General features: G+C 71.7%; 11 protein-coding genes. 6 read left to right on the top strand and 5 right to left on the bottom strand.

Going from position 1 to position 13,928, the window contains the following annotated elements:
* Nucleotides 1-31: 31 nt before the first annotated feature.
* Nucleotides 32-613 carry a TetR/AcrR family transcriptional regulator gene (locus tag EIY87_RS11575; RefSeq protein WP_125307693.1) on the bottom strand — a complete coding sequence of 194 codons (582 nt, stop codon included), beginning with the start codon at nucleotides 611-613 and terminating at the stop codon, nucleotides 32-34.
* An 87-nt stretch (nucleotides 614-700) separates the two neighbouring features.
* On the opposite strand from EIY87_RS11575, the gene EIY87_RS11580 reads away from it, so the two are divergent.
* The 5 genes from EIY87_RS11580 (at nucleotide 701) to EIY87_RS11600 (ending at nucleotide 6,489) form a co-directional block, all read left to right on the top strand.
* Nucleotides 701-2,269 carry an MDR family MFS transporter gene (locus EIY87_RS11580; RefSeq protein WP_125307694.1) on the top strand — a complete coding sequence of 523 codons (1,569 nt, stop codon included), beginning with the start codon at nucleotides 701-703 and terminating at the stop codon, nucleotides 2,267-2,269.
* A gap of 11 nt (nucleotides 2,270-2,280) precedes the next feature.
* Nucleotides 2,281-2,754: a universal stress protein gene (locus EIY87_RS11585; protein WP_125307695.1), complete on the top strand. Its 474-nt coding sequence runs from the start codon at nucleotides 2,281-2,283 to the stop codon at nucleotides 2,752-2,754.
* Between the two features lie 73 nt (nucleotides 2,755-2,827).
* The gene (locus tag EIY87_RS11590; protein WP_225439825.1) at nucleotides 2,828-3,916 is read left to right on the top strand and encodes an ANTAR domain-containing protein; all 1,089 of its coding nucleotides are present in this window, start codon (nucleotides 2,828-2,830) and stop codon (nucleotides 3,914-3,916) included.
* A gap of 69 nt (nucleotides 3,917-3,985) precedes the next feature.
* A complete protein-coding gene (locus EIY87_RS11595; RefSeq protein WP_125307696.1) occupies nucleotides 3,986-5,245 on the top strand; it encodes a cation:proton antiporter domain-containing protein in 1,260 nt (419 codons plus the stop codon).
* Between the two features lie 41 nt (nucleotides 5,246-5,286).
* On the top strand, nucleotides 5,287-6,489 hold the full coding sequence (locus EIY87_RS11600; protein ID WP_125307697.1) for an MFS transporter: 1,203 nt from the start codon (nucleotides 5,287-5,289) through the stop codon (nucleotides 6,487-6,489).
* On the opposite strand, the gene EIY87_RS11605 is transcribed toward EIY87_RS11600, so the two are convergent.
* The 4 genes from EIY87_RS11605 to EIY87_RS11620 form a co-directional block, all read right to left on the bottom strand.
* Complete coding sequence (locus EIY87_RS11605) at nucleotides 6,486-7,121, bottom strand: hypothetical protein (protein WP_125307698.1); 636 nt, start codon at nucleotides 7,119-7,121, stop codon at nucleotides 6,486-6,488. The genes EIY87_RS11600 and EIY87_RS11605 overlap by 4 nt on opposite strands.
* A gap of 106 nt (nucleotides 7,122-7,227) precedes the next feature.
* Nucleotides 7,228-8,118, bottom strand: a complete 891-nt coding sequence (locus EIY87_RS11610; RefSeq protein ID WP_125307699.1) for an ROK family protein — start codon at nucleotides 8,116-8,118, stop codon at nucleotides 7,228-7,230.
* A complete protein-coding gene (locus tag EIY87_RS11615) occupies nucleotides 8,115-10,925 on the bottom strand; it encodes a glycosyl hydrolase 2 galactose-binding domain-containing protein (RefSeq protein ID WP_125307700.1) in 2,811 nt (936 codons plus the stop codon). Before EIY87_RS11615 ends, EIY87_RS11610 begins: the two co-directional genes overlap by 4 nt.
* Nucleotides 10,922-12,349, bottom strand: a complete 1,428-nt coding sequence (locus EIY87_RS11620; protein ID WP_125307701.1) for an APC family permease — start codon at nucleotides 12,347-12,349, stop codon at nucleotides 10,922-10,924. Before EIY87_RS11620 ends, EIY87_RS11615 begins: the two co-directional genes overlap by 4 nt.
* A gap of 138 nt (nucleotides 12,350-12,487) precedes the next feature.
* On the opposite strand from EIY87_RS11620, the gene EIY87_RS11625 reads away from it, so the two are divergent.
* A complete protein-coding gene (locus tag EIY87_RS11625; protein ID WP_191984057.1) occupies nucleotides 12,488-13,660 on the top strand; it encodes an ROK family transcriptional regulator in 1,173 nt (390 codons plus the stop codon).
* The last annotated feature ends 268 nt before the right edge of the window (nucleotides 13,661-13,928 follow it).

Genomic DNA, 13,928 nt, shown 5'->3' on the forward strand with positions numbered 1-13,928 from the left:
CGGCCTCCGGCCACCGGGGGCCGGGCCCGGTTCAGCCGAAGTGGACGCGGCCCAGCAGGTCGTCCACCAGCTCGGCCAGCGGGCGGTCGTCCGCGCTTTCCAGCCACAGCACGGCCCCGGTGCGCAGCGCGGCGAGGAACGTCGCCGCCATCAGGCGGGCCGTCCCCTCGTCCAGGCCGGGCCCGCGCGCCACCAGCACGGCCGCCAGGTCCCGTTCCAGGGTGATCTGGTCCCCCGCCTGCCGGGCGAGCAGTGACGGGTGCCGCCGCAGCAGGCGCAGCTGCGCCACCCACTCGCGGTCGGGCACGGCCCCCGCGCGGTTCAGGGCACGGCTCGCCGCGCGCAGCGCCGGCCACGGCTCCTCTCCGGCCGGCCGGCCCTCGACCAGCGAAACCAGCTCTCGCGTGCGCTCGCGGTCGGCGTGCAGGACCGCGTCCTCCTTGTTCGCGAAGTAGTTGGAGAACGTCCGGCGCGACACGCCCACGGCGTCGGCGATGTCCTCGACCGTCACGCCGTCGAGCCCGTGCGCCATCGCCAGGCGCAGCGCCGCCTCGTGCAGCGACTGCCGCGTCGCCGCCTTCTTGCGGTCGCGCAGCGAGCCCGGGATGTCCATGCGGGCAGCCTAGCGACGGGAATAAGTTGCTCATTGTGCAAGTTTGCCCAATGAGCAATACTTGCCCGGATCGTGTGAAGGGATGCCATGAAGTCCGAACCCACCGACCCGTCCGGGGCGATGCGGCACCGCGAAGTGCTCGAATCGCTGTCCGGCCTGCTGCTGGCCCTGTTCGTGGCCATGATCAGCTCGACCGTCGTGTCGACGTCGCTGCCGCTGATCATCGGCTCGCTGAACGGCACCCAGACGCAGTACACCTGGGTCGTCACGGCCACGCTGCTCGCGGCGACGGCCACCACCCCGATCTGGGGCAAGCTCGCCGACCTGTTCAACAAGAAGACGCTGGTCCAGGTCGCCATCGTGATCTTCGTGGCCGGTTCGATGATCAGCGGGTTCAGCCAGGACACCGGGCAGCTGATCGCGGCGCGCGCGTTCCAGGGCATCGGCGTCGGCGGCCTGCAGGCGCTGGTCCAGGTGGTGATCGCGGCGATCATCCCGCCGCGCGAGCGCGGCCGGTACAACGGCTACCTCGGCGCCGTGATGGCGGTCGCCACGGTCGGCGGGCCGCTGCTGGGCGGCCTGATCGTGGACGTGCCGTGGCTGGGCTGGCGCTGGTGCTTCTTCGTCGGCGTCCCGATCGCCGTGCTCGCCTTCGTCGTGCTGCAGCGGACGCTCAAGCTGGAGACCGTGCGCCGCGACGACGTGCAGGTCGACTACCTCGGCGCCGGGCTGATCGCGGCGGGCGTGAGCGTGCTGCTGATCTGGGTTTCCTTCGTCGGCAACTCGTTCGACTGGCTCTCCTGGCCGACCGCCGTCATGGTCGCGGGCGGGCTCGTGCTCCTCGCGCTCGCCGTGCTGGTGGAGAAGAAGGTCCGCGAACCCGTCGTGCCGCTGAAGATCGTCGTCCAGCGCACGCCCGCGCTGGCGATCCTGGCGAGCCTCGCGGTCGGCATGGCGATGTTCGGCGGCGCGGTCTTCCTCGGCCAGTACTTCCAGATCGGCCGCGGCTACACGCCCACCGAAGCCGGCCTGCTGACCATGCCGCTGATGGCGGGCGTGCTGGTGTCCTCGACCGTCTCCGGACGGCTGATCAGCCGCACCGGCAAGATCAAGCCGTACATCGTGGCCGGCACGATCATCCTGGTCCTCGGGTTCCTCGGGCTGGGCACGGTCGACCACGCCACGCCGCTGTGGCTCATCGGGATCGCGATGGCCGTGGTCGGCATCGGCGTGGGCATGACCATGCAGAACCTCGTGCTGGCCGTGCAGAACGACGTCCCGCTGCGCGACCTCGGCGCGGCGAGCGCGTCGGTGACGTTCTTCCGGTCCCTCGGCGGCACCATCGGTGTCTCGGTGCTCGGCGCCGTCCTCGCCAACCGCGTCTCCGCCGACCTGGCCGCGGCGCTGCACGTGCCGGCCGGGCAGGCCTCGACCGGCGGGACCAGCGCGCTGAACCTCAAGGCGCTGCCGCCGCAGGTCCAGACGGTCGTGCACACGGTGTACGGCGACGCGACCGCGCACATCTTCCTGATTTCGGCGGCCGTCGCGGTCGTCGGCGTCGTCGCGGCGCTGCTGCTGAAGCCGATCACCCTGCGCACCACGATCGACCTGGCGGAGACCGGCGAACCGGCCGCGCCGGAACCGGCCAAGCGGTAGGGACGGACCCGATGGAGGGGGCGTTCCAATCCACCGTGGAGCACTTCGGCCCGCGCCGCGACCCGGCGGCGCGGGCCATCCTGGCCGGGGTGGACGGTTCCGACACGGCCATGCGCGCGGCGGCGTTCGCCTTCGGCATGGCCCGCCGCCAGGGCAGCAGGCTGATCGTCGCCTTCGTCGGCAGCCACGCTCCCCTGCTGCCGCTGCGGCCGGCGGTCGCGACCCTGATCGACCACGACACGACCACCCACCTCTCCGCGGAGCTGCGCGGCCAGATGCGCGAGGCCGCCGAGGAGCTGGGGGTGCCCGTCACGTTCGTGACGTCGTTCGGCGACCCGTACGCGACGCTTCGCGACACCGCGGACCGCTGCCAGGCCGACACGGTGGTCGTCGGCGCCTCCCAGAAGGCCGGGCACCGGTTCGCGGGTTCGGTCGCGACGAAGCTGATCCGGGCGGGCCACTGGCCGGTCCTGGTGGTCCCCTGAGCGCCGTTTGCCGCCCCGGCGGGCGCGGGTACCCCTTCGCCGAGACCGGAAGCCGGAGCACGAGGGGACCGTGATGTCGCACGACGAGCTGCGGGTCAGCCTGCGCACCCTCGAATCGGCGCTGGTCCTGCGCCTGAGCGGCGAGTTCGTCGGCCCCGAGGCCGAGAAGTTCGCGCAGGACCTCGCCGACGACACCGCCGCCCTGCCACCACCCCGGTTCATCGTCCTGGACCTGCGCGAGGTGACCGGGCTGTCGGCCGACGGCGCGCGGACGCTGGGCCGGTTCGCGGAACGCCACCTCGAGCAGGGCGTCCGTTCCGCGGCGGTGCTCGACCGCGCCCAGCCGGTGGCCCGGATCGTGCGCGCCGCGATCCCGGCGGCCCTGCTGCCGGTGTACCCGACGACCGACGCCGCCCTCGCGGCCCGGCCGTCGCCGGAGCGGCCCGCCGACGATCTCGGCGACCAGCTCGCCGCGCTCACCCGCGTCCTGCTGGACGCCGCCACCGTCGAGCAGGCGCTGCGGCAGGTCGCCTCGGCCGCCGTCGTGGTCATCCCGCACTCGGAGCTGGTCAGCATCACCCTGCGGGAACAGGCGGGCCGGTTCTTCACGCCGATCGAGACCGACGCCGTCGCCCTTGAGCTCGACCGCGTCCAGTACGAAGCCGGCGGCGGCCCCTGCGTCGACGCGGCCCGGCCCGAAGGCCCCGGCTACTCCCTCGTCCAGGACCTTTCGGGCGGTACGCCGTGGCCGCAGTTCGCCGCCGTGGCCACCCGCCACGGCTTCGGCTCGGTCCTGTCCACCGCCCTGCAGCCGGCCGGCGAACCGGCGGCGGTCCGGGGCGCGCTCAACGTCTACAGCCACCGCGAGGGCATCACCGAGGACGACCGCCACCGCGCTCTCCTGCTCGCCACGCACGGCTCGCTCGCGCTCGCCCGCACCCGGACCGCCGAGGTCGCCGAACTGCAGCACACCCACCTGCGCCGCGCGATCGAATCCCGCGACGTCATCGGCCAGGCGAAGGGCATCCTGATGGCCCGGCAGGGCCTCACGGCCGAGCAGGCGTTCCAAGTGCTGCGCCGGACGTCCCAGGACCTCAACGTCAAGCTCGCGGACATCGCCACCACCCTCGTCGACCGGCACACGGAGACCCCGCGGCGGTGAGCCACGCGTCCCTCCACATCGGACGGTAGGCTGGCGGCGTCCTGACGAGCGAGCCGGGGAGCCGGACCGATGTTCATCCCCGCACTCCTGGTGCTTTCCGCCGCCTTCCTGCTCCGCTCGCTGCTGGCGGCGCGGCTGGACCGGTGGAACATCGCCGCCCCGGTGCTCATGGTGGGGTGCGGGGCCGCGGCCGCGCTGACCGTGGCGCCGGACGCCCTGGTCGAGGTGTTCAACACCGAGATCGCCCAGCACGTCGCCGAGCTGATCCTCGCGATGCTGCTGTTCGTCGACGCCACCGAGGTCCGCGGTGGCCGGCTGTGGGGCCGCTCCCCCGGCCTCGTCGCGCGCGTCCTGCTCATCGCCATGCCGCTGAGCATCGCGCTGGCGGTGCTGCTCGGCGCCGTGCTCCTGCCGGACCTGTCGTGGCCGCTGCTCCTGCTGATCGCGTGCATCGTGATCCCGAGCGACTTCGCCGCGGCCGAACGCGTGGTCCGCGACCGCAACCTGCCGGCGCCGGTGCGCGGGGTGCTCAACATCGAAAGCGGCTACAACGACGGGCTGGTTTCGCCGGTGTTCCTGTTCGCGCTGATCCTGGCGCGGACGGACAACCAGCAGAACACCGCGGAGGACGCGCTGGCCACGGCACTGCCGTTCGCCATCAAGGCCATCGTCATGGGCGCCGCGGCCGGCGCGGTGATCGGGCTCCTGCTGTTCCTGGCCGCCCGCGCGGGCTGGACGTCGGCGCAGGGCCGCCGGGTCGCCGTCCTGACGACCCCGCTGCTGGCCTACGCGGCGACCGTCGCCGTCGGCGGCAACGGCTTCGTGGCGTCGTTCGTCTGCGGGATCGCGTTCCGCTACGTCTTCCGCGGCAGCGCCGCCTCCTACATCCGCAAGGTCCCGGAGCGGGCCCGCGACATCCTGACCGATCCCACCGCCGAGCTGCAGCTGCTGGAAGAGGTCACCGGCCTGCTGACCATGGGTATGTGGTTCGTGGTCGGCGCGATCAGCGTGCTGGTCGTCCAGTTCGGGCTGAGCTGGCAGGTCGTCGTGTTCTGCCTCGCCGCGCTCACCGTGCTGCGCATCGGCCCGGTCGTGCTCTCCCTGCTCCGCACGGACCTGTCGGGCCGCGACCGCTTCCTGATCGGCGCGCTCGGCCCCCGCGGGACGACGTCGATCGTCTTCGGGCTGCTCGCGCTCAACGGCCTGGCCACGGGGGACGAGGACATCGTGCTGACCATCACCGTGGTGTGCGTGCTGGGCAGCGTGGTGCTGCACGGGATCGGGTCGGCGCCGCTGGCGAACCGCCTCGGGCGGGGGCGCCGCCGGTAAATCGCTTGGGTCACCGGCCCGCCTTCGGCAGGGTGGTGATCATGGCGAGCAGATGGATCCGGTTGCAGGCTGTCGCGGTGTCCGGTTCGTCCGCCGAAGGGCTGATGCTGGCCGCGCTGCCGCTGCTCGCCGTGTCCGTCACCACCGATCCGCGCGAGATCTCGCTGGTGAACGTCGCCGGGCAGGCGCCGTGGCTGCTGCTGTCGCTGTTCGCCGGGGTGCTCATCGACCGCGTGCGGCGGACCGCCGTGCTCGCCTGGGCCTACGCCGTGCAGGTCGGGGCGGCGCTCGTGCTCGGGGCCGTGGCGTCGGCCGGGTTGCTGAGCCTGCCCGTGCTGCTCGTCGTCGCCTTCGTCGTCACCACGGCGCAGGTGCTCGGCGACGGGGCCAGCGGCGCGCTCGTGCCCGAGCTGGTCACCCCGGACCGCCTCGCCCACGCCAACGCGCGGCTGACCGTGATCGACCGGGGCGTGGTCCAGTTCGTCGTGCCGCCGCTGACCGGCTTCCTGGTCGCCGTCGGCGCCGGGGCGCCCGCGTGGCTGGCGGCGGCGTTCGCGCTGCTGGCGCTGCTGCTGACCCGGCGCATCCCGTCGACGACCGTGGTCGCCGCGCGCACCCACCCGCTGCGCGACCTGTCGGCCGGGCTCACCCACCTGGTGCGGACGCCGCTGCTGCGGTCGATCACGCTGAACGTCGCGCTGGGCTCGTTCGCCGCCAGTGCCGGCAACTCCATGTTCGTGCTGTACGCGACGCAGATCCTCCACGTCGGCTCGGTCGGCTACGGCCTGCTGCTGGCCTGCCTCGCCGTCGGCTGGGTGGTGTCGTCGTTCGTGGTCCAGCGGATCGTCGACCGCCTCGGCTACTCGTGGTCGATGCGGCTGGCGCAGAGCCTGGGCGCGGTGGCCCCGCTGCTGCTGGCGGTGCTGCCGCCGTGGCCGCCCCTGATCGGCGTGGTGCTGGTGTTCCTGACCTCGACGGTGCTGGTCTGGAACGTCTGTTCGCAGTCCAGCCGCCAGCGCTTCACCCCGGCCCCGCTCCTGGGCCGGGTGCTGACCAGCCACCGGGCGCTGGCCTGGGGGTTGACGCCGCTGGGCGCGCTGACCGGCGGGCTGGTGGCGGCGCACTGGAGCCTGCGGGGCGTCTGGGTGGTGGTGGCCGCGGTGCAGGCGCTGAGCGCGGTCCTCGTGTGGTTCCAGCTTTCGCCGGCGGCGTTCCGGCGGACCGAGGAACTGGCGGCGGCTTAGGCCGGGCTGCCGAGCAGCACCGACCACTGCCCGCGAAGCCGGGCCGCGGCCGAGAACGCGGCGAGCGAAGCGAGCGCGAAGACGGCCGCGATCGGCGCACCACCGAACCGGACGTCGAGGACCAGCTCGATGAAGACCGCGAACGCCGTGGTCACCACCAGCACGACCATGGGCAGGTTCGCGATCCACACGCCGAGATTGCCGATCCACGCCGGCCACGCCACGGTCAGGACGAGCAGCACCAGCAGCAGCGGCGCGTAGATCGAGCTGAAGAAGCTGTAGCCGAGCCAGTCGATCCGGTACAAGAGCTCGTGCGGCGGCAGGCTGAGGAAGTTCCGCTGCGGGTCCGGGAACTCGGCAGGCGCCTTGTAGTAGGCGTAGTAGAGGATGTTGCCCATCACGACGGCGGCGAACGCCCACGCCGCTTCCAGGACGAGCACCAGCGCGCTCACCACGAGCGCGGCCCCCAGCCGGCCGCGCGGGGTGCTGGTGATCCGGTCGCCGATCTCCTTCGCCGCGCGGGCCGCCTTGATCGTCTTCTTGCCGACGTCCAGCCACGACGTGACGAAGCCGTGCAGGAGGAACAGGGTCAGCACGATGCCGGGGAAGATCGATTCGTTGATCGCGTCCATGGTTCCCTCGGGCTGTCCTGCCCGGGAAGGTCGCGAGGAACCCGGCCGCTGTTACGTGGTGCCGGGTGGCGCGCCGGGTCGGGGCACCGGCGCGTCACCCGGACGGCTACTCGCCCAGCGCCAGCGCCACCGCGCCCAGCAGGGACGCGTCCTGGTCGAACCGCGCCGACACCAGTTCCGGCGGGAACGGGACCGCGTGCGCCAGCCGGTCCGCCAACGCCGGGAACAGGACGTCCGCCGAGCGGACCAGGCCGCCGCCGACGGCGATGCGTTGGGGGTCCAGGGAAATCGCCAGGTTGGCCACGTGCATCGAGAGCTCGTCGAGCGCCGCCGTGACCAGTTCCTTGGCCTCGACGTTCTCCTTGGCCAGTGCGAACAGCTCCCCGGCGGTGACCGGGCGGCCGAGCAGTTCGCTCGCCCGGCCGCCCAGCCCACGCCCACCGACGGCTTCCTCGAGCGGCGCCGCTCCGCTCGCGAAACCCTCGGTGTCCTGCGGCGAGAGCAGGTTGTACCCGATCTCGCCGGCAGCTCCGTTGGCCCCGGTCAGCACCCGGCCGCCGACCAGCACCGCCGCCGCGATGCCCGTGCCCAGGGACAGGAACACCGCCGGGTCGGCGCCGGCCAGCGCGCCCCAGCGCCATTCCGCCAGCGCCGCCGCCTTCGCGTCCGTGCCCACCGAGATCGGCACGTCCGGGAACTCCGCGGCCACCAGCTCCGCCAGGCGCAGCTGCTCCCAGCCCGGCACGTTCGGCGCGAGCAGGATCCGGTCCGGCAGCACGATCCCCGGGCTGACGACGCCGATGGCGGCCGGCGCGGCCCCCGACTCGGCCAGCAGCGACCGGGCCGCGGCGAGCGCGCGCACCACCACCTGTTCGGCGCCCGCGTGCGCGTCGGTGTCCAGCCGGCGCGTGGCCAGCAGGGTGCCGTCGCGGCCGGCGAGCCCCAGCGCCACCTTCGTGCCGCCGAAGTCGATGCCGAGTATCCGATCCCCGCTCACGCGCCGCTCCCCCGCACCACGATCCGGCCCGTGTTCAGCCCGTCGACGCTGATCACCGGCGCCGCACCCCGCAGGTCCGACGCCGGGTAGGTGACGGTCAGCGTCTGCGACTGGCCCGGCCACAGCGTGATGTCGTTGTCGTCCCAGGTCGCGTTCGCGAGCTGGTTGTCCCCCGCCGCCTCACGGCCGTCGGGCGTCCCGCGGCGGACGTCGGCCCGCAGGAAGAACGCCGCGCCCGGCGTCTTCGCCGTGTTGGTCACGGTCACCGTGGTGACGAGATCGCCGCCACTGCGCCGTGTCGACGCCACCGCGCCGACCTGCGACTTCGGCAGGTTCTGCAACGCCTGCAGGTCGCTGTACTGCGACAGCGTCGCCTGCGGGTTGCCGAGCGTCTTGCCCCAGTCGACGACGTCCTTCTGCGTCGAAAGCCAGTAGACGTTCCGGTCGACGACCTTCCCGCCCTGCTTCACCTGCAGCTCGACGAAGTACACCTTCGCGGGAGCCGGCGCCTTCGTCTCGGCGGGCACCTTCGGCTTCAGGACCCCGGTGCGCACGCCCTGCGAAGCGACCGAAAGCCCGGAAGCCGTCTGGTCGTCGAGGACCTTGCCCGCGGTGTCGAGCACCCGGGCCTGCACCGAAAGCCCCGACTGCGTACCGGCGCCGAGGTTGTCGAGCGTCACGGATCCGTTGTCGTAGCCGTAAAGCGCGTGCAGCGGCTTGTTCGCCTTCTTGGCGCCGAAGAACGCGCCCGCCTGGTCGCCGTCGTCGTTGTAGAGCGACCACAGCAGCGTCGGCCAGCCCTTGTTCAGCTGCCAGTAGACGACGCCGGTCGAGGGGCTGTTCTTGTCCGTCGAGTGGTGCAGGAACGCCTCGAACTGCGACCGCGTGTTCTCGTAGTTCGCGATCTGCGCCAGGTCCACATAGGACTTGAGCGAGGTCCACTTCCCGTACCGCTGCCTGATCGACTGGTCCAATGTGTACAACGTGCCGAACGCGTAACCGCCGTGTCCCGGCTCGAAGTTCGCGTGGTACTGGTTGTACGCCGGGTCCTGCCAGAGCTTCGCCTGCTCGGCGGGCGAGAGGAACCGCTTGATCGAGTCCAGTGTCGGCACGGTGTGCCCGGCGCTCTGCTCGCTCGCGAAGCCCCACGCGCCACCGGCGTTGGTGCGGCTGTCATCGGAAGCGTCGAAATGCGAGCCGTCGTACCAGTAGGACGGCGGAACCCAGTCGTACGGCCCTTCCTTCTCCCCCGATTGGCCGAGCGTCGGCGTGCTCTTGTACTCCGCCGAAGCGATCACCGGGACCTGGAAGTCGGCTTCCTTGAACGCCTTCAGCGTCTCGGACTCCTGGCGCGGCACCGGTTCGTTGTCGCTCCAGCCGTAGTTGAAGACGCTCGGGTGGTTCCGCTCCATTTGCGCGATCGTGTACGCCGAGTCGTGCATGATCCGGTAGTCGCGCTCCGTCAGTTTCGAAGCGTCCTCGGGCTGCCAGGCGTCGCAGCACAGGAACCCGCCGATGACCAGCAGCCCGGCGCGGTCGGCCTGGTCGTAGAAGTCCTGCGGCATGTCGTGGCCCTCGAGCCGGACGCCGGAGAGGCCCAGGTTCTTGATCAGCGCGATCTGGTGCGCGGTGTCGGCGGCGTCGTAGCGCAGGAACAGATCGGGCGCGAAACCGCCGCCGCGGAACACGAAGTCCTTGCCGTTGATCGTGAACTGCCGCGCGCCTTCCGGCAGCGCCGCGGACTTCCCGACCAGGCGCGAGGTCACCGTGCGGATGCCGAAGGTGCTCTTCGACGACGTCGAAAGCACGCCGTCCTGCGAGACCGCGGTGGTCAGCGTGTACAGCGGCTGGTCACCCATCGAATACGGCCACCACACGCGCGGGTGCGCGATCGTCACCGGCGCGAACGCCACCGTGCGCTTGGTGTGCGCGGGGATCGTCACGCGCTGCCTGACGACGACCGGCGCACCCGACGGCGCCGAGATCGTCGCGGCCACGTCCCCGGCCTGCGGCGCATCCGCGTCGTTGGTGACGTCGACCTTGACCGTCAGCTTCGAGCTGGACAGGTCGGGCGCGTTGTCCTGCACGACGTGGGCGTTGTCGCCGCTCAGCGCGTCGGACACCTGCAGCGTCGGCGGGAACTGGATGCCGGTGTTGTTGTCCGGCGGGATCTGACCCCAGTCGACCTGGTCGAGGGTGTACATCTTCAGCGGGTCGTTCGGGTAGACCTTGATCGCCAGGGTGTTGCGGCCCGGCTTCACCAGCTTCGTGACGTCGAAGGTGTGCCCGGCGAAGGCACCGCTGACGATGTCCTTGCCGGCGACCAGCTTCCCGTTCACCCAGACGTCGCCCTCGCCGACGATACCGGGGATGGTCAGCTTCGCGTGCTGGCCCGCCCGGATCGCCGGGGTGAAGTCGGTGCGGTACCACCACGGGTCGGCGAACGGTTTCGTGACGACCGGGCCGAGCTTGCCGACGTACCCGAAGCACTTGCGCAGGTTGTCGGAGTAGAAGACGTCCGGGCACTTGCCGTTCTGCACCAGCGCGGTGATCTCGGTGCCGGGCGCGCCGGCGTCGTCCGGCCGCACCGGCAGCCAGCCGCGGGTGGCGTACCCGGGCGTGGAGACCTTTTCGCCGCCGTCCTTGACGTTCGCGGTGCTCAGCACCTGCCAGCCCTGGGTGCCGATGGTGGTGAGCCCGTGCGGTTCCGAGAGTGCCTGCGTGTCCTGCGCGGCGGCCGGTCCGGCGACGGCGAGCACGCCGGGGACGAGCAGGAGCGCGGCCACCGCCGCGAGTTTCCGGGTCATGCCCTGGCCCCTTCCGGGTCGGCGGCGAACGCCTCTTTGATCTCCTTGGGCCCGAACGGCCACGTGTTCTCGGCCTTGGCGTAGACGAGGTACGCGAGCGCGCCGAGCACCATCCAGCCCAGCGACAGCCCGATGGACAGCCACGACGCGGAAACGTAGATGTACACCCAGCCGACGAGCGCGAGCAGTGTCGGCAGCGGGTAGAGCCACTGCCGGTACGGCCGCTTCAGGCCCGGCTGGCGGCGGCGCAGCGTCCAGATGGCCACGACCTGGGCCAGCGACTGGATGATGACCAGGGTGGCGACGGCGGCGTTGATGACGTCGGTCAGCGTGAACAGCGAGCCGATGATCGTGATGGCGCCCATGGTGAGCACGCCCGCGGTCGGCAGGTTCAGCTTCGGGTGCAGCTTGCCGAACATCGGCAGGAACACCTTGTCGCGCGCGGCTTCGAACGGCACGCGCGAGCCGCCGAGCAGGCCGGCGAACACCGAGCCGATGGCCGCGACGACGATGAAGACGGTGACGACCTTCGCCGTCACGGTGCCCCACGCCTGTTCGAGCACCGTGGAGGCGACCGAGGTGGCGGTCTTGAGTTCTTCGAGGGGAACCGAGCCGAGAACGCCCACCTGCAGCAGGAAGTAGAGGCTCATGATGCCGACGATGGAGAAGAGGATCGACCGCGGGAGCGTCCGGCCCGGCTCGCGCACCTCGCCGCCGAGGTAGGCGGTGGTGTTGTAGCCGAGGTAGTCGTAGATCGCGATGATCAGGCCGGCGCCGAGGCCGCCCCAGAAGGTGCCCTCACCGGCCGAGCTGAACGCGCCCGGGGTGAAGGCGAACGCCTGCGCGCCGCTGAAGTGCGTGAACGCGGCGACGACGGTGGTGAGCACCGCGATCAGCATGACCACGAACAGCACCGTCGTGAGCTTGCCGATCTGGCCGATCTTGCGGAACAGCGCGGCGACGATGACGAGCGTGATGCCGACGCCGATGATCTTGCCCAGCGGCGTCGTGCCCGCGTCGCCGGTGACGCCGGGGACCAGGTAGCCGAGGTACTGGACCAGGCCGATGATGCCGGTCGACATGATCAGCGGGATGAACAGCACCGCGCTCCACACGAACAGGAACGGCATCAGCCGGCCGGTGCGGTACTGGAACGCTTCGCGCAGGTAGAGGTAGGTGCCGCCGGCGCCCGGCATGGCGGCGCCGAGTTCGGCCCAGATGAGCCCGTCGGCCAGCGCGACGATCGCCCCGATGATCCAGCCGAACATCGCCTGCGGGCCGCCCATGGTGGCGACCATGGCGGGGATCGTGACGAACGGGCCGATACCGCACATCTGGGTCATGTTGATCGCGGTGGCCTGCAGGGGGCCGATCTTGCGCTCAAGGGCCGGCTGCGGCGCCCCGGAACGGGTGGGTGAACTCACGGCGTGCCTCCGGCTAGTAGTTAGTAAAGTTTCTTAACATAGAACGAGCGGAGTCGAAAGGGTTCCGTGGATAAACTTGCGGCAACACAGGAGGATTCAGTGGGGCAAAACGGGCCGCAGGTGGGAACCCCGGCGAACATGCGGGCGCTGAACCAGCGCCTGGTCCTGGATCGGTTGCGCGGCCACGGCGAGGCGACGCGGCCGCAGATCGCGGCGGACACGGGACTTTCGAAACCCACGGTGGGACAGGCGCTGCTCGACCTCGAGCAGCACGGACTGGTCCGGACCACTGGACGCAGCCTGTCCGGGCCGGGGCGCGCGGCCGTCGTCTACCAAGCCGCGCCGGACGCCGGGCACGTCGTCGGCGTCGACATCGGGCGGCGCGCGATCCGGATCGCCGTGGCCGACCTCGAAGGCAGCATCGTCACCCGGCTCGACGAGCCCAACCGGTGCCGCTCGGCGAGCGCGCTGGTGCGCACGGTGAGCGAATCCGTCGAACGCGCGGTCGCCGCGGCCGGGCTGCGGCCGCACGAAGTCGTGTCGACGGTCGTGGGCACGCCCGGCGTCCCGGACCCGGCGTCCGGGACGGTGCACCGCGCCCCCAACCTGCCGGGCTGGGAGCGGCGCGGGCTGCTGCACGAGCTCGTCGCGGCGCTGGCCGTCGCCGGCTCGGACGTGGTGGTGGAGAACGACGCGAACCTGTGCGCGGTCGGCGAGCACGCCCTCGGCGCGGCACTCGGCGTCGACGTCCTGGTGTGTCTGACGATCGGCACCGGCATCGGCATGGGCCTGCTGGTCGACGGCAAGCTGTTCCGCGGCGCGCACGGCGCGGCGGGCGAGATCGCGGACCTGCCCTACGGCCCGCTGCCGGCAGGAGCGGCCGCCCGCCGCCCCGGCCCGGTCGAAACGGCGGCCGCGGGCCAGGCCGTGGTCGACGCGGCCCGCGCGCGGGGCCTGGCGAAGGCGCGTACGGCGAAGGACGTCTTCCGGCTGGCCCGCGCGGGAGATTCGCGGGCGCTCGCCGTGGTCGAGGAGGAAGCGGAGAAGCTCGCGTACGTCGTCTCGGCGGTGACGGCGGTCCTGGACCCCCGCCTGATCGTGCTGGGCGGCGGTATCGGCGGCAACGCCGACCTCCTGGCCGAGCCGATGCGCCGCGCGCTGGCCGCGACGATCCCGGTGGTCCCGGACATCGTGGCGGGCCAGCTCGGCGAGGACGCGGTCCTGGCGGGCGCGATCGCGACGGCCCTCGGCACGGCCCGCGAGCTGGTCTTCGACCGCCGCGGCCTGCACCCCGCGGCGAGCGGCGCCTGACCAGCCTCGAGTCAGTCATGCCCCCGGCAAAGGCGGGGCAACGCTGATCCGCCCATCCGCGATGTCATGAAAGAGTCGTTCACCTCGCCAGACGACAGGAACGACCCTTCATGACATCCCCGCGACGCCGGGCAGACCACGCAGCCAGCCCGCAGCCGGTCACCGGGCGCTAGTTGTAGTGACCATGGACGTTGTTGACGGTTGAGCGGCGCGTCGGGTTGATCACGACGAAGACCTCCGTGTGTGGTGCTGGTGTCTGAGGCCATCA

Source organism: Amycolatopsis eburnea, from assembly GCF_003937945.1.
In the GTDB taxonomy this organism is placed as follows: domain Bacteria; phylum Actinomycetota; class Actinomycetes; order Mycobacteriales; family Pseudonocardiaceae; genus Amycolatopsis; species Amycolatopsis eburnea.